General features: G+C 43.2%; 20 protein-coding genes. 12 read left to right on the forward strand and 8 right to left on the reverse strand.

Going from position 1 to position 22,717, the window contains the following annotated elements:
* Positions 1-23: 23 nt before the first annotated feature.
* The 7 genes from BUB99_RS02045 (at position 24) to BUB99_RS02075 (ending at position 12,016) form a co-directional block, all read left to right on the forward strand.
* Positions 24-935 (forward strand): alpha/beta hydrolase, encoded by a 912-nt coding sequence (locus BUB99_RS02045; RefSeq protein ID WP_073118994.1) that lies wholly within the window; start codon positions 24-26, stop codon positions 933-935.
* A gap of 505 nt (positions 936-1,440) precedes the next feature.
* Positions 1,441-4,581, forward strand: coding sequence for a SusC/RagA family TonB-linked outer membrane protein (locus BUB99_RS02050; RefSeq protein WP_084190295.1), 3,141 nt, complete (start codon positions 1,441-1,443; stop codon positions 4,579-4,581).
* Positions 4,582-4,602: 21 nt separating this feature from the next.
* Positions 4,603-6,123 (forward strand): RagB/SusD family nutrient uptake outer membrane protein, encoded by a 1,521-nt coding sequence (locus BUB99_RS02055; protein ID WP_073118997.1) that lies wholly within the window; start codon positions 4,603-4,605, stop codon positions 6,121-6,123.
* 32 nt (positions 6,124-6,155) lie between these two features.
* Positions 6,156-7,052 (forward strand): hypothetical protein, encoded by an 897-nt coding sequence (locus tag BUB99_RS02060; protein ID WP_073119000.1) that lies wholly within the window; start codon positions 6,156-6,158, stop codon positions 7,050-7,052.
* Positions 7,053-7,119: 67 nt separating this feature from the next.
* On the forward strand, positions 7,120-7,980 hold the full coding sequence (locus BUB99_RS02065) for a glycoside hydrolase family 16 protein (RefSeq protein WP_084190296.1): 861 nt from the start codon (positions 7,120-7,122) through the stop codon (positions 7,978-7,980).
* A gap of 15 nt (positions 7,981-7,995) precedes the next feature.
* Positions 7,996-10,341: a glycoside hydrolase family 3 N-terminal domain-containing protein gene (locus tag BUB99_RS02070; RefSeq protein WP_073119002.1), complete on the forward strand. Its 2,346-nt coding sequence runs from the start codon at positions 7,996-7,998 to the stop codon at positions 10,339-10,341.
* Positions 10,342-10,522: 181 nt separating this feature from the next.
* Positions 10,523-12,016, forward strand: a complete 1,494-nt coding sequence (locus BUB99_RS02075) for a glycosyl hydrolase (RefSeq protein ID WP_073119004.1) — start codon at positions 10,523-10,525, stop codon at positions 12,014-12,016.
* Positions 12,017-12,033: 17 nt separating this feature from the next.
* Here BUB99_RS02075 and BUB99_RS02080 read toward each other — a convergent pair whose 3' ends face one another.
* Positions 12,034-13,104 (reverse strand): endonuclease/exonuclease/phosphatase family protein, encoded by a 1,071-nt coding sequence (locus BUB99_RS02080; protein ID WP_073119006.1) that lies wholly within the window; start codon positions 13,102-13,104, stop codon positions 12,034-12,036.
* Positions 13,105-13,157: 53 nt separating this feature from the next.
* The gene (locus BUB99_RS02085; protein WP_073119007.1) at positions 13,158-14,123 is read right to left on the reverse strand and encodes a calcium/sodium antiporter; all 966 of its coding nucleotides are present in this window, start codon (positions 14,121-14,123) and stop codon (positions 13,158-13,160) included.
* A 289-nt stretch (positions 14,124-14,412) separates the two neighbouring features.
* On the opposite strand from BUB99_RS02085, the gene BUB99_RS02090 reads away from it, so the two are divergent.
* On the forward strand, positions 14,413-14,925 hold the full coding sequence (locus BUB99_RS02090) for a hypothetical protein (protein ID WP_073119009.1): 513 nt from the start codon (positions 14,413-14,415) through the stop codon (positions 14,923-14,925).
* Positions 14,926-14,956: 31 nt separating this feature from the next.
* On the opposite strand, the gene BUB99_RS02095 is transcribed toward BUB99_RS02090, so the two are convergent.
* Positions 14,957-15,256, reverse strand: coding sequence for a DUF3817 domain-containing protein (locus tag BUB99_RS02095; protein WP_073119011.1), 300 nt, complete (start codon positions 15,254-15,256; stop codon positions 14,957-14,959).
* Positions 15,257-15,299: 43 nt separating this feature from the next.
* The gene (locus BUB99_RS02100) at positions 15,300-15,515 is read right to left on the reverse strand and encodes an RNA-binding S4 domain-containing protein (RefSeq protein WP_073119013.1); all 216 of its coding nucleotides are present in this window, start codon (positions 15,513-15,515) and stop codon (positions 15,300-15,302) included.
* Positions 15,516-15,634: 119 nt separating this feature from the next.
* Between BUB99_RS02100 and BUB99_RS20665 the strand changes: the two genes are divergently transcribed.
* Together BUB99_RS20665 and BUB99_RS02105 are read left to right on the forward strand one after the other, a co-directional pair.
* Entirely contained in the window at positions 15,635-15,766 is a 132-nt protein-coding gene (locus BUB99_RS20665) for a hypothetical protein (RefSeq protein ID WP_255416060.1), read from the forward strand.
* A 176-nt stretch (positions 15,767-15,942) separates the two neighbouring features.
* The gene (locus BUB99_RS02105; protein ID WP_073119015.1) at positions 15,943-17,172 is read left to right on the forward strand and encodes an outer membrane beta-barrel protein; all 1,230 of its coding nucleotides are present in this window, start codon (positions 15,943-15,945) and stop codon (positions 17,170-17,172) included.
* Between the two features lie 136 nt (positions 17,173-17,308).
* Here the strand turns inward: BUB99_RS02105 and BUB99_RS02110 are convergent, their stop codons facing one another.
* Both BUB99_RS02110 and folK read right to left on the reverse strand, forming a co-directional pair.
* On the reverse strand, positions 17,309-18,058 hold the full coding sequence (locus BUB99_RS02110) for a sulfite exporter TauE/SafE family protein (RefSeq protein ID WP_073119017.1): 750 nt from the start codon (positions 18,056-18,058) through the stop codon (positions 17,309-17,311).
* Positions 18,059-18,060: 2 nt separating this feature from the next.
* On the reverse strand, positions 18,061-18,540 hold the full coding sequence (gene folK / locus BUB99_RS02115; RefSeq protein WP_073119019.1) for a 2-amino-4-hydroxy-6-hydroxymethyldihydropteridine diphosphokinase: 480 nt from the start codon (positions 18,538-18,540) through the stop codon (positions 18,061-18,063).
* Between the two features lie 79 nt (positions 18,541-18,619).
* On the opposite strand from folK, the gene sppA reads away from it, so the two are divergent.
* Both sppA and bioB read left to right on the forward strand, forming a co-directional pair.
* Positions 18,620-20,374 (forward strand): signal peptide peptidase SppA, encoded by a 1,755-nt coding sequence (sppA, locus tag BUB99_RS02120; protein ID WP_073119021.1) that lies wholly within the window; start codon positions 18,620-18,622, stop codon positions 20,372-20,374.
* Positions 20,375-20,431: 57 nt separating this feature from the next.
* Positions 20,432-21,439 carry a biotin synthase BioB gene (gene bioB / locus BUB99_RS02125; protein ID WP_073119022.1) on the forward strand — a complete coding sequence of 336 codons (1,008 nt, stop codon included), beginning with the start codon at positions 20,432-20,434 and terminating at the stop codon, positions 21,437-21,439.
* A gap of 297 nt (positions 21,440-21,736) precedes the next feature.
* Here the strand turns inward: bioB and BUB99_RS02130 are convergent, their stop codons facing one another.
* Together BUB99_RS02130 and BUB99_RS02135 are read right to left on the reverse strand one after the other, a co-directional pair.
* Complete coding sequence (locus BUB99_RS02130; protein ID WP_073119024.1) at positions 21,737-22,108, reverse strand: DUF6768 family protein; 372 nt, start codon at positions 22,106-22,108, stop codon at positions 21,737-21,739.
* A 4-nt stretch (positions 22,109-22,112) separates the two neighbouring features.
* On the reverse strand, positions 22,113-22,682 hold the full coding sequence (locus tag BUB99_RS02135) for an RNA polymerase sigma factor (protein ID WP_073119026.1): 570 nt from the start codon (positions 22,680-22,682) through the stop codon (positions 22,113-22,115).
* Between the last annotated feature and the right edge of the window lie 35 nt (positions 22,683-22,717).

Here is a 22,717-nt window from a genome sequence, read left to right on the forward strand (position 1 = left end):
AACACTCCTGATATCTTGACCAGATGAGAAAAATAATATTATCTACTGTGATGACCTATCTGGTCATCACAGTTTTTGCCCAGGAGCATCAAACGCTCACCTATTACCAAAACGACTCCATCCAATTAGAGATGGATCTCTTCCTACCCGAAACATCCAATATCTCAAAACACCCCTTGGTGCTATTCGTACATGGTGGTGGTTTTTCAGGAGGCAATAGAACAGGAGGACAATCCTATTGCCGATACCTTGCCCAGCATGGATATGCAGCAGCTACCATTTCTTACACTTTATACATGCGCGGAAAGAATTTCAGTTGTGGTGGAGTGACCTCAGAAAAAGTCAAAGCCATGCAATATGCCGCCAACGATCTGTGGTCTGCAACAGCCTATCTCATAGATCATGCAGATCAATTGGCTATCGATACTAAAAAAATATTCGTCACCGGTAGCAGTGCTGGTGCTGAGACTGTTCTCCATGCCCAATACTGGAACAGATCAGTCATGGGGTGGTCTGGTGATCCATTACCCAAAGGGTTTAAATATAAAGGTCTAATATCTGGAGCAGGTGCTATTATGGATCTCAACATGATCCAAAAAGACAACCTAATCCCAATGATGTTGTTTCATGGTAGCAATGACAGAACTGTACCCTACGGGACGGCAGCACATCACTATTGTCCAACCGACGCTACAGGTTGGCTTATGTTTTTCGGATCTCACTCGATCTACGAACACATCAACTCACTAGGCGCTACCAGTCAACTCTACACCTACTGCGGAGGAGGACACGAACTCAGTGCTGAGTTATTCAAACGTGACTTTGATCTATCTCTCGATTTTTTGAACCAAGTCCTATCGAATCAAAAAAGCCAAAAACACATCATTATCAAAACTGACAAACCAAACACAGGAGCCGCCACCTTATGTGACTAACCTTCACTCCTGTTAAATCTCTAAAAGAGGCTTAAACATTGATATGTTTAAGCCTCTTTTTTTGAACTAGCCTTACCACTAAAATAGACACGCTCCCCCTTTCCAAAATCATTGCCACCTCAATAATTCTAGTCTCATACACAACACAAATTCCTTGCTCTAAATAAGAAATCGAAACAGAAGCATACATCCATAAAATCCGAACCCAATCAGTACTAAATCACTACTCCAAAACAGCATTACACGTGTTTTTTACGTCTAAAAAAACATCTATAAAATAGCGAAAAAACCCACAACACCTACTGATAAAAAAACATATATATAACTGTAAAACAACTAATTAAAACAGATGAAGTAGTAAAAACGTGGGTGTGAAAAATAGCGATGTATTTTAAGCGTAGATCAAAATTAAAATATGATTAATTGAAAAAATACTTTTGATACTATATGAAAGTAAATGTGCTGCAATAGCACATGAATCAATTGAATTATTAAAGACTAAAGTATGAAACTACAAACTCTACAATTATGGAAGAGGTCTGTACGACCTCTGATGATTTTGAGCCTGTCGTTGCTCTGGAGCTTTGCTCAAGCACAGGACACAACGGTGAAAGGTCAAGTGAAAGATGAAACTGGCGAAACACTACCAGGGGTATCGATTTTGATCAAAGGAACAACCAAAGGAACCGTTACTGATCTCGATGGCAACTATAGTATCACGGTATCAGATCAAAACGCAGTATTAAGCTTTTCATTTATTGGTTACATCACACAAGAAGTAGCTGTAGGCAGCCGATCTACAGTAGACGTCTCTTTACAAGCAGACATTCAGTCTCTAGAAGAAGTGGTCGTGGTAGGATACGGTGCACAAAAGAAAAGTGTCGTCACAGGCGCGATCTCTAGTGTCAAAGCCAAAGATCTAGAATCACAGCCTATCAGTCGAGTAGAACAAGCCCTTCAGGGTAGAACCTCAGGGATAACTGTAGCTTCTACTTCTGGACAGCCTGGAGCCTCATCGACTATTCGTATTAGAGGTTTCACGTCTACCAATGATGACGCCAACAATCCGCTTTGGGTAGTTGATGGTGTGGTCATTGACAATGGAGGGATTGGGTACTTAAACCAATCAGACATTGCCTCTATCGAAGTATTGAAAGATGCTGCATCTCAAGCAATCTACGGTACAAGAGGTGCATCAGGTGTTATTTTGGTAACAACCAAAAAAGGACAAGAAGGTAGAACCAAAGTGAGCTACAATGGCTTCTATGGGACCTCTGCACCAGCACGCAGACTTAGCTTGACCAACGCCACAGAGTATGCTACTTTGATGAACGAATCTGCTATCGCTGCAGGCCAACCGATCCCATACAGTGACCCACAGTCACTCGGAGAAGGTACAGATTGGCAAGATCAAATCTTCAACGACGATGCGAGAAGACAAAACCACGAACTAAGTATCAGTGGTGGTAATGCAGCTTCTACCTATTATGTCTCATTGGGATATTGGGATCAAGAAGGGATTGTCGTCTCGGATATCTCCAACTATGAAAGATTCAACGTCCGTGTCAATTCACAGCACAAAATAAAAGACAGAATAACAATAGGACAGAATCTTAGCTATGCTAAAGACAAATCAATAGGATTAGGTAACACCAACAGTGAATTCGGTGGACCGCTCAGTTCAGCAATCAACTTGGACCCTATTACTCCAGCAGTAGAAACAGACCCTACTGTGGCTAGTCAAGCCCCATACAACAACGAAGGCGTACTCACGGATGCCAATGGCAATCCATACGGTATCTCTACCATTGTTGGTCAAGAGCTCACCAACCCACTAGCATATACCCAGACAAGACTTGGCAACTTCAGCTGGAGTGACAATGTCGTCGGAAATGTATTTGCAGAAGTTGAACTCATCAAAGGATTGAAAATCAAATCTAATGTAGGAGCTAAAATCGCATTCTGGGGAGATGAAAATTTCACTCCTGTATTCTACCTAAACTCTTCGGTAAAGAACGTCACCAACTCCATGAGCCGTTCAATGAATAGACGTATCGACTACAACCTAGAGAACACTATCTCATATGGAAGAACTGTCGGAGAGCACACTTTCAATGTTCTATTGGGACAAGGAGCCTACCAAGAGAATTTCACCAGAAACGTCAACGTAACATATCGAGACATCCCTGCTACCAATTTTGATGATGCCTCTATGAACTTCAGTGTACCTAATGACCAAATCACTGGTGGTGGTTCAGAAGGTCAACTACACACAGTTAGCTCACTATTCGCCAGAGTGAATTACAACTATGGAGAGAAATACCTACTGACAGGTGTCGTCAGACGAGATGGATCATCTAGATTCGGTGAAAACAACAAATACGGTTTCTTTCCATCCGTATCAGCAGGATGGGTACTCTCTAGAGAGTCATTCTGGCCATCAAATGATGTGGTCAACTTCTTCAAACTCAGAGCAGGATACGGTATTGTAGGTAATGACAATATTGGAGACTTCTCCTATCTATCGACAGTAGGTGGTGGTAGAAACTACGCATTCGGTACCAGTGGTACATATGTAAACGGTGTCAGTCCAAACAAACCTGCCAACCCAGATTTGAAATGGGAAGAGACAAGCCAATTAAATATTGGATTCGAAGCGACTATCATTTCAAACCTCAACTTGACTGTAGAATGGTACAATAAACAAACCAATGGCATCCTGATGGGCAATCCAATCCCTGGATACGTTGGTGCTATCGAAAACCCTGCAGCTAACTTGGCTGACATGAAAAATACAGGTGTTGAAGTAGAACTTGGATACAGTATGAACCTTGGTGAGTTGCAGTTAAACTTCAACGGTAATGTTTCTTATCTCCAAAACGAAGTAGTAAGTCTCGGTGCAGGTAGAGAATATCTCGAAGGGGGGAGCACATTCCAAGCAAGTGCCTACCCGATCACACGTACAGCAGTAGGCCATGCCCTCAATTCATTTTATGGATTTAAACAACAAGGGATATTCCAAACTGCTGAAGATGTACAAAACCATACGAGTTCTGATGGCACAGTGATACAACCAGACGCTAAGCCTGGTGATTTCATCTGGAAAGACAACAACGACGATGGTCAAATCACAGAAGAAGATCGTGACTTTATAGGTAACCCTACTCCAGACTGGACTTACGGATTAACTATCGGAGGGAAATACAAAAATTTCGACTTCTCTATTTTCACTCAAGGCGTTGCAGGAAACGAAATTTTCCAAGGCCTCAGAAGACTAGATGTTGCGAATGCAAACTTCGAATCTAGCGCACTAAATAGATGGACTGGGCCAGGGTCTACAAACGACTATCCTAGACTAGTAAATGGTGACCCGAACAAAAATTTCACCAATCCATCTGACTTTTATCTAGAAGACGGTTCATACTTTAGACTCAAAACTATACAAATCGGATATTCACTACCGAGTTCGATTTTGGACAAAGTCAGTATAGATAGATTGAGATTCTACATCACAGCCGAAAACCTATTCACATTCACAAACTACACAGGATATGACCCTGAAATAGGCGGCGGTACCATGAGTATTGATAGAGGTATCTATCCACAAGCAAGATCATTTATGGCTGGTATCAATTTGAACTTTTAGTAAACTCAAAAATTAAGCAAAATGAAATTCATACATATAAAATATACCCTAATGCTAGTGAGCCTACTAATAGTAAGCTCATGTAGCGACAGTTTCATTGAGGTCGAACCTCGCGGAACAGAGCTGGAAGACAACTACTACCGAAACGCAGAAGAAGCACTAGCAGGACTAGTCGCAGTGTACGACCAAGTAGGTGGCATGTCCAATGGGCTGATCAACAAATTTATCGCAACTAACTCTGCATCTGATGACCACTATGCTGGTGGTGGGAGTGCCAATGATGTCACGGGCATACAAGTATGGTCTAACTATACACTAGATCCTGCTACTGGTCCACAAGGAGACCTCTGGAACAGAGGTTACTCAGGAATTTTCAGAGCCAACTCTATTTTGGGACATCTTCCAGATGTAGATATGGATGATAATTTGAGAGCTAGATACGTAGCAGAAGCAAAGTTCCTAAGAGCATACTTCTACTTTGATCTTGTTAGATTTTTTGAAAACATCCCATTGATCATTTCATCAGATCTAGGAGACTTCAAAAACATCCCACAAGTAGACCCATCTGAAGTATATACTCAGGTCATAGAAGACCTAATCGCAGCAATACCTGACCTACCTGCAACTGTACCCGTCGCAACTGAAGGTGGTAGAGCTACCGAAGGCGCAGCGAGAGCACTATTAGGCAAGGTATACCTATGGCAAGAAGATTTCGCTAAAGCTGCAGAGCAATTTGCAGAAGTAAACGGCACACCAGGTGGAACAAGTCAGTTTGGCTATAGCCTTCTCCCCAACTTTGGAGACCTATGGATATTCAGCAACAAACATCACAGTGAATCAATCTTTTCTGTAAACCACACGAGTGAAGGACAATGGGGAGACTGGGGATGTATCGCATGTGCTGAAGGCAACTGGCTAAACATCATGATCAACCCACGAGGGTACACTGCCATAGATGCATCTGCTCCTGATTATGTATCAGGGTGGAGTTTCAATCCAGTAACACCTAGCCTCGAAGCAGCCATGACAGGTGATCCACGCTATAGTGAGACTATCGCAGATCTACAAACCATGGAGGATAATGGTCTAGTTACCTACGAAAAAGGATACCAAAACACAGGGTTCTTTATCGAAAAATTCACTTCGAGACAAGAAAACGTAGCAACAGGTGGGAATATGGAAGGCAACTTTGAGCAAAACCTATATGACATACGTCTAGCTGACACCTATCTATTGGAAGCAGAGGCACTCGTTAGAGATGGCTCCAATACCGCCAGAGCACAAGCACTACTAGATGCAGTACGCGCTAGAGTAGGTCTCGCTTCTACGCCGGCTACTTTCGAAACCATCAAGGCAGAAAGAAGACTAGAACTTGCAGGCGAAGGACACAGATGGTTTGATCTCGTTAGATGGGGAGATGCTGCTACAGTATTGGCCAGTAGAGGTTTCGTCGCAGGCAAACACGAAATCCTACCAATCCCACTCTTCGAAACACAAGACACGGCCATAGAGCAGAACTTAGAATACGGAGGGACTAAATAATCAATTATTATTTTGATCTAAATAAGCATAAGATGAAAAACATAATAAAGAACATAAGTAACTGGGGTACCATCGCGTTGTTCGCTTCTGTGACAATGGTAGCATGTACACCAGACTCAGAAGATCTGTCCTTGGGTAAAAAACCCGAAGCTAGCTTCACCATAGAGCCAATAGAAGGTAAAAACAACAAATATCTACTCAGCAACACAACAGATGGTGGATTCGCCTACTATTGGGACAAGGGGAATGGGACCTTCGAAGAAGGCATGGAAAATGATACTGTTTACCTACCATGGGTCGGAGAATATGATATCTCTCTACGTGTACTGACCCCAGGGGGATATGACGAAACCACCGAGTCTGTGACAGTAGATACCGCTGACCCAAATGCTTGTTCAGGTTTCCTTTCACTCTTAACAGATTGCTCTAGCAAAACTTGGATTTTGGCTCAGCCAGAAGGTGGAGCGCTCCTAGTCGGTCCATCTGACGGAAGTACATGGTGGACTAATAGTGCCGCAGATGTAATGGCTGCAGATCGTGTATGTCTATTTGACAATGAATACACTTTCCATGCTCAAGGAGATTTTGTCTTTGACAACCAAGGTACTTTTAGAGTAGATGACGAAGGTGGTGCTGCTTGGCCTGCAGAGATGGGACTCGATATCGGATGTTATGATATGGATCAGATTCCTGACCAATTCCAAGCATGGGGTTCTGGCAATCACAAATTCTCCTTGACTGATACGCACTTGACAGTGGTAGGCAATGGTGCACATATTGCCCTTTACAAAGTAGGTTCATCAGGATCGATCACTACTCCTGAAGCCAGCGTGTCTTACGAGATCGTATCACTCACTGCTGACAAAATGGTGATCAAAAAGTACTTCGATTGGGGAGGATGGGTATTTACCCTCAAACCAAAAGAATAATTATCTAAAAATAGGGGTCGGTAATCCACTGACCCCTTTCCTTTTTCGCTTACAACTCAATAAGATTATGAAACTGCTTTCTATTCCATTCCTGTTTTTCCTTTTTGCATCCTGCCAAACGGAAGACAGTAGCAATGGCCCACAGTATCACACGCCCCCTACCCCTACTATTACGACTACTTACTCATTCTCCGAAACACCTATCTGGCAGGAAGAATTTGACTATACTGGAGCGCCTGACCCTACCAAATGGGGCTATGACCTAGGAGGAAACGGCTGGGGGAACAACGAACTACAACACTACACCGACCAACCCGAAAACGCATCGGTTGCAGACGGTCTACTGACCATCACGGCGATCAAAGAAAAAACTGAAAACAGCGATTACTCCTCTGCTCGACTGGTCACTAGAGACAAAGGGGACTTCTTATACGGACGCTTCGAGATCGCGGCTAAACTCCCCGCAGGCAAAGGTACTTGGCCTGCCATCTGGATGCTACCTACAGACTGGGTCTATGGTAGCTGGCCCAAATCTGGAGAAATAGATATCATGGAACATGTAGGCTATGACCAAAACCGAGTTCACATCACCGTACATACAGAAGCATACAATCATTCCATAGGTACACAAGTTGGAAAAAACAAAGTCATAGAGGGTGTAAGTGACTCTTTTCACCTTTACCGCGTAGACTGGACACCTGAGAGCATTAAAGGGTACATCGATGATCTTCAGATTTTCGATTTCCCTAACGAGAATAAAGGTTCTGCCACTTGGCCCTTTGATCAAAAGTTTCACTTCCTACTCAATATCGCCGTAGGCGGAGACTGGGGTGGCGCAGAAGGAATAGACGAAACCATCTACCCTGTCGAGATGGTGGTAGATTATGTGAGAGTGTACGAACTCATCGAAACAGAAGTAGAAGAATAATTACAATATCAAACAATGAAAAAAATCATCATATCAGTTTTGGCTGCCACAACGGTCATCATAGGTTTCTCATTTTTCACTACGAAAAAAAGTCAGAAAGAAATCACTAAAATAGAACGTGTAGAAAAACTACTCTCCCAAATGACTCTAGAAGAAAAAGTAGGTCAAATGGCACAGGTAACACTAGACGTCATCACAGAGGGAGACAACGAATTTTCCAGTTACGAACCCCTGAAACTATCAGATGAATTGGTCAACAAAGCCATTCTCGAATACCACGTAGGTTCAGTACTCAACACTGCCAACAACAGAGCCCGTAGCACCGAAAAATGGCACGAAGTAGTGAGCCAACTGCAAGAAGTAGCTACCACACAGACTCGCCTCAAAATCCCAGTGATCTATGGAATCGATGCGATTCACGGAACTACCTACACAGCTGGAGCGACATTGTTTCCACAGGAGATTGCACAGGCAGCGACTTTCAACAGAGAACTGGTCAGACGAGGAGCAGAAATCTGTGCTTATGAGACACGTGCTTCTGCTATTCCATGGACCTTCTCCCCTGTTCTGGATATGGGTAGAGACCCTCGGTTTCCACGAATCTGGGAAGGTTTCGGCGAAGATGTCTACTTGACTTCAGAGATGGGTGTACAGATGATCAAAGGTTATGAAGGCGAAGACAATGACATCAGTAACCCGCTGCATGTAGCTTCTTGTCTAAAACACTTCCTCGGCTACTCTGTACCTCTATCAGGTAAAGACCGCACACCGGCTTTCATCCCTGAAATCGAGCTTAGAGAACGACACATCCCAGCATTCAAAGCGGCGCTAGATGCTGGTGCCCACACGGTCATGATCAACTCTGGACTCATCAACGGCACACCTGTACATGCCAACTACGATATACTCACTAAACTGCTCAAAGAAGAACTTGGGTTCGACGGTGTAGCTGTCACCGATTGGGCGGACATTGACAACCTCTACACACGAGACAAAGTAGCTGCTACACCAAAAGAAGCCGTAAAAATCGCCATCAATGCAGGTATCGACATGGCCATGATACCCTACAGTTTTGACTTCTGTGAAGACCTAGTTGAGTTGGTCCATGAAGGCGAAGTACCTATGTCTAGAATCGATGATGCTGTCAGACGTATCCTAAATCTCAAACACCAATTGGGTCTGTTCGATACACCTGTCACCCACTACAAAGACTATGATAAATTTGGCAGTAAAGAATTCGAAACAGCAGCCTACAATGCCGCTGCAGAAGCCATCACTTTATTGAAAAATCAAGAAGCGACCCTCCCACTCAAAAAAGGAGCAAAACTACTCGTCACAGGCCCTAATGCGAACAGTATGAGAAGCCTCAACGGCGGGTGGTCATACTCGTGGCAAGGTGAGAAAGTGGAAGAATTCGCGGCACAATACAACACCATATTAGAAGCGATCCAAAACTTCAACGGCAAGAAAAATGTAACCCACGTCGCTGGCGTATCTTATGTAGAAACTGGAAAATACTGGGAAGAAACAACGGACATACCAGCAGCAGTACAGGCAGCCGAAAAAGTAGACTACATCGTACTATGCCTAGGAGAAAACAGCTACACTGAAAAACCTGGAGACCTACATGACTTGAAAATCTCACAGAATCAAATCGATTTAGCACTAGCTCTCGTCAAAACAGATAAACCCGTCATCCTCGTCCTCAACGAAGGCCGTCCAAGGTTGATCAAAAATTTCGCTAAGGATATGAATGCCATCGTACAGACCTACCTCCCAGGCAATTTTGGAGGAGATGCACTCGCGGACATCCTATTCGGTAAAGTCAACCCAAGTGGAAAACTACCCTACACCTACCCGATGTATGCCAACACACTCGTGACCTATGATCACAAGCCATCTGAGGAACAAGACAAAATGGAAGGCATGTACGACTATGAATCTGATTTTGCAGTACAGTTCCCATTCGGGTACGGACTCAGCTATACGACATTCGAGTACAGTGACCTGACTGTGAGTAGTACGAGTCTCAGTGCTACGGACGAACTCACGATCTCTGTCAAAGTCACCAATACGGGCAAAGTAACAGGTAAAGAAGTGGTACAACTCTACATCTCTGACTTGGTCGCATCGATCAGCCCAGATATGAAAAGGCTCAGAGGATTTGAGAAGATCAATTTAAAGGCTGGTGAGTCCAAAACAGTCCGCTTTACCATCACGGGTAGCGATATCGCATTTGTGACGTCTGACCTGCAGTGGACAGTAGAAAAAGGAGATTTTGCAATCAACATCGGTGGACAATCAGACAAGTTTGAGATCACCGAAACCAAGAAATTTGGTCAGTCTGGTCAAATGCTTTAATAGTTTATTATAGTAATCATGAAGCCATCTCAGTAGTCATGCACTGAGATGGCTAATTGCATCATACCAGACAACATTACGATTTAGAAGACTGCCTCTACCCTTTTTATCTTGATTAGAGGGCTAGATAAAATGGGATGTTTGCTGAGGCAGTCTCTTTTTTTACTCTTAAAAAAATGATATGAACCGTATTCTACTCGCTACACTGCTAACCTTGATGGTTTGGTCTGCTCAAAGTCAAAAAAGAGGTATGGCCTATGGTCACCATTCAGCAGAAGACATGGAGATTCTCGCGCCCCATGTCAACTGGTGGTACAACTGGTCAGAAACGCCAGACGCCAAAGTAGCCAGTAGCTTTACGAACCTCGGGTTTGAATTCGTCCCCATGACATGGAATGGAAACTATGACGAAACGAAACTACGCACCTTCCTCTCCGACCATCCCGAGACCAAGTATCTCTTGGCCTTCAACGAACCCAACTTCCTAGAGCAAGCCAACATAACCCCTACAGAAGTAGCTGCACTCTGGCCAGAACTGGAAGCTATCGCTGACGACTTCAACCTTGAAATCGTCGGCCCAGCAGTCAATTTTTGTGGTGAATGTATCTCCGAGAATGGCACCACCTACACCGATCCTGTAGCGTATCTAGATGACTTCTTTGCAGCATGTACGGACTGTAGAGTCGATCACATCGCAGTACACACCTATGTCAATACCATCGGTGCACTAGAGTGGTACATCGGTCTATTCGAAAAATACAACAAACCCATCTGGCTCACCGAGTTTGCAGGATGGGAAGAAAATGGCGTCATCAACAATACCAACGACCAAATCAGCTTTATGAAAAGTGCGTTGGAGTTCCTAGACAATGAACCGAGCATTTTCAGATATGCATGGTTCATCGGTAGAACCAGTGGCGGCATCAACGCCTACCCTTACATAGACCTCTTAGGTACCAATGGACAACTGACAGCACTCGGGGAGACCTATACCGCCGCACCCAAGATCAGAGACACAAACAAAGTAGTAGATATACCTGCAGTGATCTATGCTGAGGACTACAACACCATGGAAGGTATCTCACTAGAAAAAACAAGTGATGAAACGGGAGACAAAATTGTGGGATATATCGATGCAAATGATTGGCTAGAATACAAAATCAACGTCAGCGAGACTCGTGACTACCCTATATATTTTAGAGTAGCCGCTACCCAAAACAGCTCATTAGAGGTTCTCATAGATGGACAAAGTGAACTCACGCAATCTTTCACGACCACAGGTGGTTGGCAAAACTGGTCGACTTTCGACAACACGCTACCTCTCACTACGGGTGAACATACACTAAAGCTTTTGGCTAAGAGCGGTGGTTTCAATCTCAACTGGGTCGGCATAGATGCAGAAGCCATCATACCCGAACTGCCTTTAGCAGTGAATAATGATAAAGAAATGACACTATACCCTAATCCTACACAGGGTACAGTCAACCTACACAGTACGACACAGATCACCAAAATAGAGCTATTCACACTAACTGGAAAAACACGCTACAAAAAGGCTTTTGCATCCCAAAACATCACACTTGACCTCCATACCCTGCCTTCAGGGATATACTTCATGCAAGTCACTGACCAAAACCAGCAACGAATAACAAGAAGAATTTCTATCAAGAACTAGATCTCAGAAAAAGAGCACTAGTTAGAAGTAATTTCCTTAGCGTCTGTGATTTTTTCTTGCGCTTCCTCTCTGTCCTCTTGATCTGTCGTTTCGGTAGCAGATACCGCATGGTTGGACGGATTGAGCACCACTTCGATACATATCGGAAAGTGGTCTGAGTGAAAATTAGGCAAGCGCTTGATACCAGCTACTTTAAAGTCTGTGCTCAAAAACAGATGATCTAATGGCCACCTCAACAAAGGATAATGTGCATGGAAGGTATTGAAAAAACCTCGCCCCATTCTCGGATCTAAAAGTTCGCTGACTCTAATAAACAAACGCGTCGTATGTGACCATGCCACATCATTGAGATCTCCCGCTACGATGACTGGCATGTCACTTTCGCGAGACTCTCGACCTACCATGACCAATTCCGCATCTCGCTGAATCGAAGTACTGTTTTCCGATGGAGATGGCGGTTTAGGATGTACCCCAAAGAACTTAACCAACTGTCCATTTTTTAACTCAAAAATGATATGTACCGAGGGTACATTTTCTTCGATCAAGTATTTAATTGTCCCCTCTTTGATCGTCACCTTGCTATACAACAACAGGCCGTAGGTATTGTCCAAGGGCTCTAGCATGCGATGTGGAAACAACTGATTCATATCTTCACGAATCGCCTCCTCCCACGCATGACTTGCTTCCACCAGCATCAGAATGTCAGGATCCTCACCTTTCACCATCTCTATCAACCCTTTATAATCATCATTGCTCATGAGTACATTGGCAGATATTATCTTCAGTCGTTCGTGTGTTTGATTATCTATATCTGCATCCGGAACTTTCCTAGCAGCCCACCGTGTATAAGGATAAATAATCCATAGACGATAGAGTAAAGTCAAACATAAAGCGGCAAACGCTAAGTAATGATAACCCGGATTACTAAGTGGGAAACAAACTAGGAGCAGCAAGATGACCACATTAATCACCGTAAACTGCGCATAGGGAAAATCAAAAAATCTAACTGTCCAATGCTCATAAGTCAACAATGGAATCAAATTAACCATCACCATTACCCCCACCAGAACTACCATCACTATTTCCATATCTATCTATTCGTATGATGAGGATAGTTCGCCTCACTTTGTTGACACTATTTTTAGCCTCGCAACACGAGGTATACCAAATAAGCTAAATACACAAGAACGAACACAAAACCCATAAAGCGACCAATCCGCGCTTTGCCACCAATCACAATAGCCGTGATGAGCAAGGTACTAGACGCAATCACCATCAGGATATCAGAGTTAGAAACCACATCAAAGGGTAGCGGCCTGATAACCGAACTCAACCCTAAAATCCATAAGAGATTAAAAATACTAGATCCTACCACATTACCCACAGCAAGATCAGCCTGCCCTTTTCGGGCAGCCATCGCTGAAGTTACCAGTTCGGGCAATGAAGTACCAATAGCCACCACCGTCAGCCCGATAAACGTCTCACTCAGACCAAAGAGCAACGACAATTCAAAAGCACCATCTACGACCCATTTACCTCCCAAAAACAACGCTAAAGATCCCGCAACTACATATATGATTGATTTGGCACGTGGCAATAAGTTCTCATCCACCTCTGACTCTGGCTCTGGCTTATCACTAGGATTTTTGGACACCACATAGATATAGGTCATGAATAGCCCAAAAAAGAACAATAAAATCACCCCATCATAGCGACTCAGGGTTAACCCCTCCACATCTACGAACAAGTCTGCATTAGCCAGGAAACCTACCATCACAGTGGCAAACAGAGAAATTGGAATCTCAGTAAAATAAATACTCTTCTGTATAGGTAGTGGCTTAATGAGTGCTGCTACACCCAAAATTAACAGCACATTAGCGATATTGCTACCCAGTACATTTCCGATAGCCAACTCAGAACTCCCGTCAAAACTAGCGAGTAAGTTGACAATCAACTCAGGCATACTCGTACCAAACGACACGATGGTCAGTCCAATTACCAATTCTGGTATATGATTTCTTTTGGCGATAGCCGAGGCACCCTCGACGAGATAATCCGCTCCCTTGATGAGCAGTACAAATCCAACAATAAACAGGACGTATACCATAGGTGATTTAGGTTAGTAGATGGTTAATAAGCCCTAAAACTAAGCAATATTTCTAGGTTTGAATTTCCTAATCCCGAAAATTATATTGTGATTATAATGATAAATTGGATAGATCTAGGAATCACCTCAGGTTTTATGGTCAATTCCAAATAAAGTGTATTTTTGAGATGAAGCAGAGCGATCTATTCACTCTTCAATCAGCAAATCAGGTCTCGATGACCTGCCCTCCTCCTGTAGTATCCCAGCCAAAAACTCATATTGTATATTGAGCCATTAGTTATTCAAAAACATGAAAAAACTTTTCCTAATTATTATGTGGGTGTCTCTATTGGGATGGGATGCCAAAAGTCAAACTACCGAAGCTTGGTCACAAATCAATTACGAGGATCTAACACCTCAGATTATGTCCACACTCAACGATGAGATTGCCAAAATGAATCTGGATTTCATCCTTTTCAACTTTTATAAGCATACAGAAGCCCCACTCTACCCTGTCGAGTTCCTGAGGCAAGGTGTCGATATCACTACACTGGGGGGCTTAGAGTTTATCATTTTCAATCCCGATGGCAGCATCAACGAAAAACGGTATAAATATTACTCCGACGAGCTACTGATTTCTACGCCACTCGAAATGATCATGACGATGCAAGAAAAAACCAAAAACCACGAGCTCAATTACCTCACCAAAATAGAGCTTTCATCTGGAGAGGCCAGCTATCGTGCAATCACAGCCGATTCCACCTTCGTATTTAATGAACGGATGGAATACCTCCATGCATTGGCTGTCCAAAAAGCGCTATAAACAGAAAGAATCTTCTCTTATTCTATCTGACTTAGGAGGAACTCTCAGGTTTGAATATTTTGGCATCTGCAACAAAGGTTCCAAAAGGTACCAGAGACGCCCCGAGCGCCAAAACAGATATTTTGAAACTCCACTTATGAATCATAATGTTCTGAAAGCAAAAGAGTAGATAAAGAATAAACAACCAGCCATGAGCCATACCTACTACATAGTTGGGTTCGGGTATGCCCAGCATGTACTTCATAGGCATAGTAATGCCAAACAACAAGTAACTGATCCCTTCTAATATGGCCAAAAGTCTCAGTCTCCCGATAGGTGATTTGATGTTCATCTTAAGAATAAATTGCTGTGAATACTAGAAATACTACACTCAGTTACTGTTCTACTTTTGCTTCGTCTGTACCAAATACAATGTGATCACCAGCGCGCATTTTTTTCCTACGACGGGTTTCCACTTCACCATTGACGGTCACTTCTCCCTCATCGATACGAACCTTAGCCTCTCCTCCTGTAGCAACCCACCCGAGTGCTTTAATAAGGTTATTAAGCTCTATATATTCTTCGTCTGCTTTTAATTTGAATAGTTCCATTACTGTGGGAATGATGCGACTGCAAATTAGAACACGCAATGTGGAGTGACAAAGTATTAGGTATAAAGTATTGGGCTTTGTAGCGTCAATCTGTAAAGTTTTTGGGAGCAAAACTGAAAATGACTAGAATATATAGCCGCTCCATCCAACCCAACACCTCCGTCACTTCGGGCGAGCCCAGCTACGAGAAGTCTGATTTAGTCTTCTACTGCCCACAGCGAAAACTAGCTCCTACACACATGACTAATTAGCCTCAACGAGAAACAATACCATCCAGCCAAAGCCCAAACCAGCAACTTCACTTGCCCTGTCTAAGCTATACTACCGCTGTGTTTCCAAAAGATGACTCAACTATCGCATTATTCTCACAATAATAAATAACATTGTAGCTTAACAAAAATCAGTAATTCACTACAGAATCAACCCTATGAAAAAACAACTTCTACTCCTAGCCTCAACCTTACTCTCAATAAATTGTTACTCACAGATCATCTTTGAAAATGGGTATTACATTAACAACTTGGATCAAAAAATTGTTTGCCAAATTAAAAACAATGACTGGAGAAACAACCCAACCAAATTCGAATACAGATTATCGGAGGGCGATGAAATTAAAATGGGAATTATTGACTCCATTCAAGAGTTTTCTATTGGGAACAACTCAAAATACATCAGACGAACAATTGATATTGACAGATCTAGTGATAATGTCATTTATTTGAGTAATGAGAAAAAACCAATCTTCAACGAAGAAACACTTTTCTTAAAAGTACTCTTTGAGGGTAAATCAAATCTATACGAATACGTTGATGGGAATTTAAGAAGATATTTTTACTCTACAGAAGAACACTCAAATACCCAGCAATTAGTCTACAAACAATTTAAGAATAAGGAAAATAAAATAGAGGAAAATAATAGGTATAAACAACAATTATGGAATGACTTAAAATGTCCTTCCTTTGAAATGAGAAGGTTCGAAAATATTGATTACAAAAAAAATGATCTAGTAAAAATTTTTAAAGCTCATAGCCTTTGTCATAACTCTGAGATGATTGATTTAGAACAGAAAGAAAAAAGAGATCTGTTTAACCTTACTCCAAAAGTCCATCTAAACAACTCTTCCCTAACTTTAAAAAACTCTGTTGCAGACTATGAATATACTGATTTTGGACATAAAACAAATTTCGGATTTGGCGTAGAGGCAGAATTCATCCTCCCTTTTAATAAAAACAAATGGAGTATTTCAATAGAGCCCACCTATCAATACTATAGTGCCAAAAAATCAACCGAAGCAACTGTTTCTAGAAGAGATGTAACTCTTATAAAAGAAATAGACTACAGCTCTGTTGAAATCCCTATTAGTTTAAGATATTATCTTTTTCTTAATGAAAATTCAAAACTATTTATCAACGCTTCAATCATAGAGGACATAACCTCATCATCTTCTGTCAGTTCTATTAGGAATGATGGTTCAAACGAATACAAGTTAGATATTGATACGCAAAGAAATTGGGCTTTCGGCTTGGGTTACAAATACAACGATAAATACAGTTTAGAGATTAGATATCAAACAAGACGAGAAGTGTTAAAAGAATACGTTTTCTGGAGTTCTGATTATAGAACACTAGCGGTAGTTATTGGTTACACCTTATTCTAAACAATCAGCTTCTGCACCAAAAACCCCAATCTATCGCATTTTTAAATGCGACAGGTTCTCCTAATCACAACTTAAATCTTACCAGAAAGGACTCTACCGTTAATCAACGGTAGAGTCCTTTCATTACAGTATTCTCCTAAAAAAACCAAAGTTTGATGGCCATGCCCGATACTGCTACGATGAGGAAGTAGCGAATCCATTTGTCTCCTTTGGCGACACTCCATTGGCTGGCAGCCCAACCACCGATAGCAGTCCCACAACCCAGTGTCAGCCCGATGATCCAGTCAATCTGACCTTCCCACACGAATACCACCAATGAAAAGAAGGTGTACACGAGTGCCACGAAAACCTTGATGCTATTGACCTTGACCAGCTTCATCTTGTTGACCATGCTCAGGGTGGCCATGATGATAAATCCTATCCCCGCATGAATGAACCCACCGTAGATTCCAATAAAAAAGAAGAGTACGACACTAGTGATTCGCTTGGACAGAGACATGTCTTCCTCTAGGTTCTCACGTGGTTTGGCCGTACCGAATATCGTCATCAACAAAACCACAACCATCACCACCGCGAGGATTTGGTTAAACAACTCTTCCTCGATATCGATGGCAACTTTTGCACCGATCACTGCACCGATCAGTGAACTAATCGAGAGCCATATCGCAAAAGGAAAGGCAGAGACGCCCTTGCTCGAAAAACCGCGTACAGCGAAGATATTTTGCATGAATATGCCGACACGGTTGGTTCCATTGGCAACTGAGGGAGGCAGCCCCATAAAGATCAGCACAGGTAATGTCAGCAGCGATCCTCCTCCTGCCACGACATTGATAAACCCACACAACAACCCTACTCCAAACACTGGTAGATAGTGATAATACTCCATATTTATACTGATTTGACTTCTAATACATCTTTACACTCTTCCAAAAGATCCAGTTGGGACTTGCCCAACACGGGATGGACAAAATCACGTGCTATCTCTACCAAAGGCACCAAAGTAAATCGTCTGTTTTGGATCTGAGGGTGAGGAATTACCAGATTGCTTTGGTTGATCACCTCCTTGTCGTAGTACAACACATCAATATCTATGAGCCTAGTCCCCCATCGTTCGTAGCGGACACGTCCGAGTTCTTTTTCGATCGTAAGACAAATACGCAGGACCTCTACCGGTACACAATCCGTCTCCACCTTTAGCACCTGATTGAGAAAATCCTCCTGATCCTCCTTGCCCCAAGCCGACGTACGATAAATCGACGAAGCTGTAATAACCTGTCCGATTTCGTTACTAATACGACCAAATGCTTGTTGCAAATTGGTTTCCTTTTCGCCCATATTGGTACCTAACAGCAGGAAGCAAACACTCATGAATTATTTTTTTGTATTTTTAAACGTGTGAAGTTGAATAGCTTTGCAATATCCCCCAAATTAATCGTAACATAATCGTATGACTTTTTTAAAATCTGTATTCTCCACGCTCGTCGGGCTGCTTATTTTCAGCTTTGTGATCGGCTTTTTCTTCTTTGTCACCATTGCGGGCCTCATCGCGATCAGCTCTGACGAAGCGCCCGAAATCACCCCTAACTCCGTCTTGACGCTGAATCTCAGTGGATTCATCCACGAGCGCGTGGCGGAGGACCCATTCAAGGATCTATTTCCTGAATCTGCTGACAACAAACTCGCGCTACTCGAAACCATCGAGACCATCGCTCGTGCCAAAACCGACGACAACATCAAAGGCATCTACCTTCGTCATGGAGGAATAGGTGGCGGCTACTCGGCGCTACACGAGATACGTGCCGCTTTGGAAGATTTCAAATCCAGTGGAAAATTTATCTACAGCTACGCAGAGTACATGCCTGAGGCCAATTACTACGTCGCGTCAGTCGCAGACGAGATCTACCTCAACCCCGCCGGTGGCATGGAATTCAACGGCTTGTCGGCCAACGTCTCTTTCTTCAAAGGACTATTAGACAAACTCGATATCGAGGCACAGATCTTCCGTGTAGGTACCTACAAAAGCGCCGTGGAACCTTTTTTCCGAAAAGACCTCAGTGAAGCCAACCGGGAGCAGATGACCTCATTCATCAACGACATCTACGACAATTACCTCCTCAATGTGAGTGAGACTCGTGGGATCGCACTGGACAAACTACGTGGAATATCGGATCAGATGCTTGCTCGTGAGCCAGAGGATGCACTCGAACTCGGCCTCATCACCACCGTAGATTACGAAAACGGTATTAAAGACAAAATGAGAGAAGCGCTCGGTTTGGAGAAAGACGAGGACATCCAATCAATCAACCTGCAGGCATATGCCAAATCCAACTCACCTACCTACTCCTCCAACAAAGTGGCGGTCATCGTCGCAGAGGGTGAAATCGTATCGGGCAAAGGAGACACCGAAACGGTAGGCTCTGACAAATTCGTCAAAGCCATCCGAGATGCGCGCAAAAGCGACCGTGTCAAAGCAGTCGTCATACGCATCAACTCCCCTGGAGGATCGGCACTCGCTTCTGATGTGATGTGGAACGAAATCATGCTCACCAAAGCTGTAAAGCCTGTCATCGCTAGCATGTCTACGGTAGCAGCTTCGGGCGGATACTACATGGCCATGCCCTGCGACACGATCGTCGCTCAGCCTATGACCATCACTGGATCGATCGGTATCTTCGGGATGATCCCCAATATGGGCGGCTTCCTCGAAAACAAACTCGGCATCACCAATGACGGTGTGAGTACGGGAGAGTTTTCCAACCTATACCGTGTATCAAGCGCACTCAATGAAGGCGAAAAAGCCATCATCCAAAACATGGTAGAAAGCGGCTATGAGTCCTTTACCTCCAAAGCAGCTCAAGGCCGAAACATGAGCATCGAAGATCTCAAGGCTGTAGCATCCGGTAGAGTATGGACAGGTGCACAGGCCAAAGAAAACGGATTGGTCGACGTACTCGGTAGCTACAACGACGCAGTAGAACTCGCCGCAAATGCTGCCAATCTCGACGGAGACTACATGATATCCTACTACCCTGCCCTCAAGACCAAGTGGGAGGAAGTCCTCGGCAGCATGGCCAACGAAGCGGAAGCCAGAATCATGAAAAACAAGTATGGCACCATGGCCGAATATGTCGAAAAAGTAAAAGAACTAGAATCTTACAAAGGTATTCAGGCGAGAATGCCATTTGAAATAGAAATTAAATAGTTTTACGGCTCAATTAGATTATAACCCCTCTGGGGTCAAGCATAAATATTCGATTCAATGATTATAAGAAACGATTGGACTAGAGAAGAAATCACGGAGATATACAACACGCCTGTCATGGACTTGATCTACCGCGCGGCGACCGTGCACAGAGCCTACCATGACCCCAACGAAGTGCAAGTATGTACGCTACTCTCTGTCAAAACGGGTGGATGCCCCGAAGACTGTGCCTATTGTCCACAAGCAGCGCGATATCATACAGATGTCAAAGTAGAGAAGCTCATGGACGTAGACAAAGTCATCAAAGCTGCGGCTGATGCCAAAGAAGCAGGAAGTACTAGATTCTGTATGGGTGCTGCCTGGAGAGAAGTTCGCGACAACAGAGATTTTGACAAAGTCCTCGAAATGGTCAAAGGTGTCAACACCATGGGTATGGAAGTATGCTGTACTCTCGGCATGCTGACCGAAGACCAAGCAGAGAAACTCAAAGACGCTGGCCTGTATGCCTACAATCACAACCTAGATACCTCAGAGGAACACTACGAAGAGATCATCTCTACCCGTACCTATGACGACAGGTTAGATACCCTCAACAACGTGAGAAAGGCCAAAATATCAGTTTGTTCTGGCGGGATCATCGGATTGGGAGAAAACCACGACGACAGAGTCGGTATGCTACACACCCTCGCAACACTCGTCGAGCATCCTGAATCTGTCCCTGTCAATGCACTGGTACCTGTAGAAGGAACTCCACTCGAAGATCAGCCGAGAGTATCGATCTGGGAGATGATTCGAATGATCGCTACGGCACGCATCATCATGCCAAACGCCATGGTACGATTATCTGCAGGACGTGTACGTATGACTGTCGAAGAGCAAGCAATGTGCTTCCTTGCAGGAGCTAATTCTATCTTCGCTGGAGACAAACTACTCACTACGCCAAACCCAGAAGAGGACTTAGACAAGCAGATGTTCCAAACACTGAATTTAAAGCCAAGAGCTTCATTCAAAGATCAAGAACCAGCAGTAGAATTCAAGCAAATTCCTGAGCAACAAGAGGCATAAGACCTCTTGTACTACATACAAAACCAAAAAAGGTCAGCGTTTGCTGACCTTTTTTGGTTTTGTATTGCTTCCTCTCTTACTTTCTTCGGGCCACCCTGTATTTCTAGGAGAGGTAGTAAATCACTTCGTTATTCAAAATTCATTGTTCGAAATTCGCTATTGCTTTTTTATAAAATAATCACCTATTATGAGTCTTTGAGGTAATATTTAAATGATTGGAATAACGAATCTCGAATGCTCAATGTCGAATATTGATTCTTATCCCCAGAAATACCTACTGATCCCTTTCTTCATCGATTATGACTTACTGACTAACAGTAGTTCTAGACGTTTGATTTCTCTCATCAGGGCGTTCTTATCTAGCTGATTCCAGTTCCAAACCTTAATCATGGAGGCCATAATTCCCGAGCCGAACATAGCAGCCCCCCACCGTATCATCTCTCGGATATCATCTGTATTGACGAACTGATAAATGGAATAAAACATAAGAGTAGTAAAAAGAAATGTCACAACCATAAACAAAATGTTCAACCAACGTAGTTTGCCGATATACAAGCCTGACAACATCTCAGGCAAGGATTGCTCATGCAGGTTGTCGTAATAAGCAGTCTCTTCTTTCGAAAGTGCTTTTTTAATCATGTCATCAATTTCTTTATTTTGATCTTTCATCGCATTAATGTTTTAGAAGTTCTTTTAATTTTTCTCTAGTGTGATAAAGCCTCGACTTAACCGTCCCCTTGGGTATCCCCAAAATGTTTGAAATACTTTGGATGGAATGAGACTCCATATAATACAGCGTCATAATCAGTTTGCTCTCTGCAGGTAGTGTCGCCATCATCTGCTCTAGGCGACACAGTGATTGCTCAGTAGTGTCTTCAAAACTGCCAACACTGTCAGCAGTATCAGAATCATGATTTCTATAACATCCATCTGTCTCTCGATTGTTTAATTCTATATTCACCTTTTGTTTTCTCAACCAATCGATAGATCGTCTATCCACGATGGTTCTAATCCACGATCCAAAATTGGAGACATCCTCCAACTTGTGCAGATGACCAATCAACCACTGCCATACATCCTGCACGATGTCTTGAGACTGCTCACGGTTGCCAGTTCGGATAAAGGACTGATAGATCAAATTCTCATGCCACCTGACAACCAATTGTTCAAAAGCCTCCTGGTCTCCGTTTCGTACTTGCATCACCAACAATTCATCCAGTATTTGAGCCTTTCTTTTGATCATTTGCTATTAAGTCGTAGTAATATCTCTATGGTTCA

The sequence above is a fragment of the Reichenbachiella agariperforans genome (assembly GCF_900142205.1).
Classification (GTDB): domain Bacteria; phylum Bacteroidota; class Bacteroidia; order Cytophagales; family Cyclobacteriaceae; genus Reichenbachiella; species Reichenbachiella agariperforans.

Bases quoted from the DNA above. Each gene is read 5' to 3' on its own strand.
- BUB99_RS02090 (WP_073119009.1), top strand. From the start codon at position 14,413: ATGAAAAAACTTTTCCTAATTATTATGTGGGTGTCTCTATTGGGATGG.
- bioB (WP_073119022.1), top strand. From the start codon at position 20,432: ATGATTATAAGAAACGATTGGACTAGAGAAGAAATCACGGAGATATAC.
- BUB99_RS02135 (WP_073119026.1), bottom strand. From the start codon at position 22,682: ATGATCAAAAGAAAGGCTCAAATACTGGATGAATTGTTGGTGATGCAA.
- BUB99_RS02100 (WP_073119013.1), bottom strand. From the start codon at position 15,515: ATGGAACTATTCAAATTAAAAGCAGACGAAGAATATATAGAGCTTAAT.
- BUB99_RS02105 (WP_073119015.1), top strand. From the start codon at position 15,943: ATGAAAAAACAACTTCTACTCCTAGCCTCAACCTTACTCTCAATAAAT.
- BUB99_RS20665 (WP_255416060.1), top strand. From the start codon at position 15,635: ATGACTAGAATATATAGCCGCTCCATCCAACCCAACACCTCCGTCACT.
- BUB99_RS02045 (WP_073118994.1), top strand. From the start codon at position 24: ATGAGAAAAATAATATTATCTACTGTGATGACCTATCTGGTCATCACA.
- BUB99_RS02055 (WP_073118997.1), top strand. From the start codon at position 4,603: ATGAAATTCATACATATAAAATATACCCTAATGCTAGTGAGCCTACTA.
- BUB99_RS02085 (WP_073119007.1), bottom strand. From the start codon at position 14,123: ATGGTATACGTCCTGTTTATTGTTGGATTTGTACTGCTCATCAAGGGA.
- BUB99_RS02070 (WP_073119002.1), top strand. From the start codon at position 7,996: ATGAAAAAAATCATCATATCAGTTTTGGCTGCCACAACGGTCATCATA.
- BUB99_RS02080 (WP_073119006.1), bottom strand. From the start codon at position 13,104: ATGGAAATAGTGATGGTAGTTCTGGTGGGGGTAATGGTGATGGTTAAT.
- BUB99_RS02060 (WP_073119000.1), top strand. From the start codon at position 6,156: ATGAAAAACATAATAAAGAACATAAGTAACTGGGGTACCATCGCGTTG.
- folK (WP_073119019.1), bottom strand. From the start codon at position 18,540: ATGAGTGTTTGCTTCCTGCTGTTAGGTACCAATATGGGCGAAAAGGAA.
- BUB99_RS02050 (WP_084190295.1), top strand. From the start codon at position 1,441: ATGAAACTACAAACTCTACAATTATGGAAGAGGTCTGTACGACCTCTG.
- BUB99_RS02065 (WP_084190296.1), top strand. From the start codon at position 7,120: ATGAAACTGCTTTCTATTCCATTCCTGTTTTTCCTTTTTGCATCCTGC.
- BUB99_RS02110 (WP_073119017.1), bottom strand. From the start codon at position 18,058: ATGGAGTATTATCACTATCTACCAGTGTTTGGAGTAGGGTTGTTGTGT.
- BUB99_RS02075 (WP_073119004.1), top strand. From the start codon at position 10,523: ATGAACCGTATTCTACTCGCTACACTGCTAACCTTGATGGTTTGGTCT.
- sppA (WP_073119021.1), top strand. From the start codon at position 18,620: ATGACTTTTTTAAAATCTGTATTCTCCACGCTCGTCGGGCTGCTTATT.
- BUB99_RS02130 (WP_073119024.1), bottom strand. From the start codon at position 22,108: ATGAAAGATCAAAATAAAGAAATTGATGACATGATTAAAAAAGCACTT.
- BUB99_RS02095 (WP_073119011.1), bottom strand. From the start codon at position 15,256: ATGAACATCAAATCACCTATCGGGAGACTGAGACTTTTGGCCATATTA.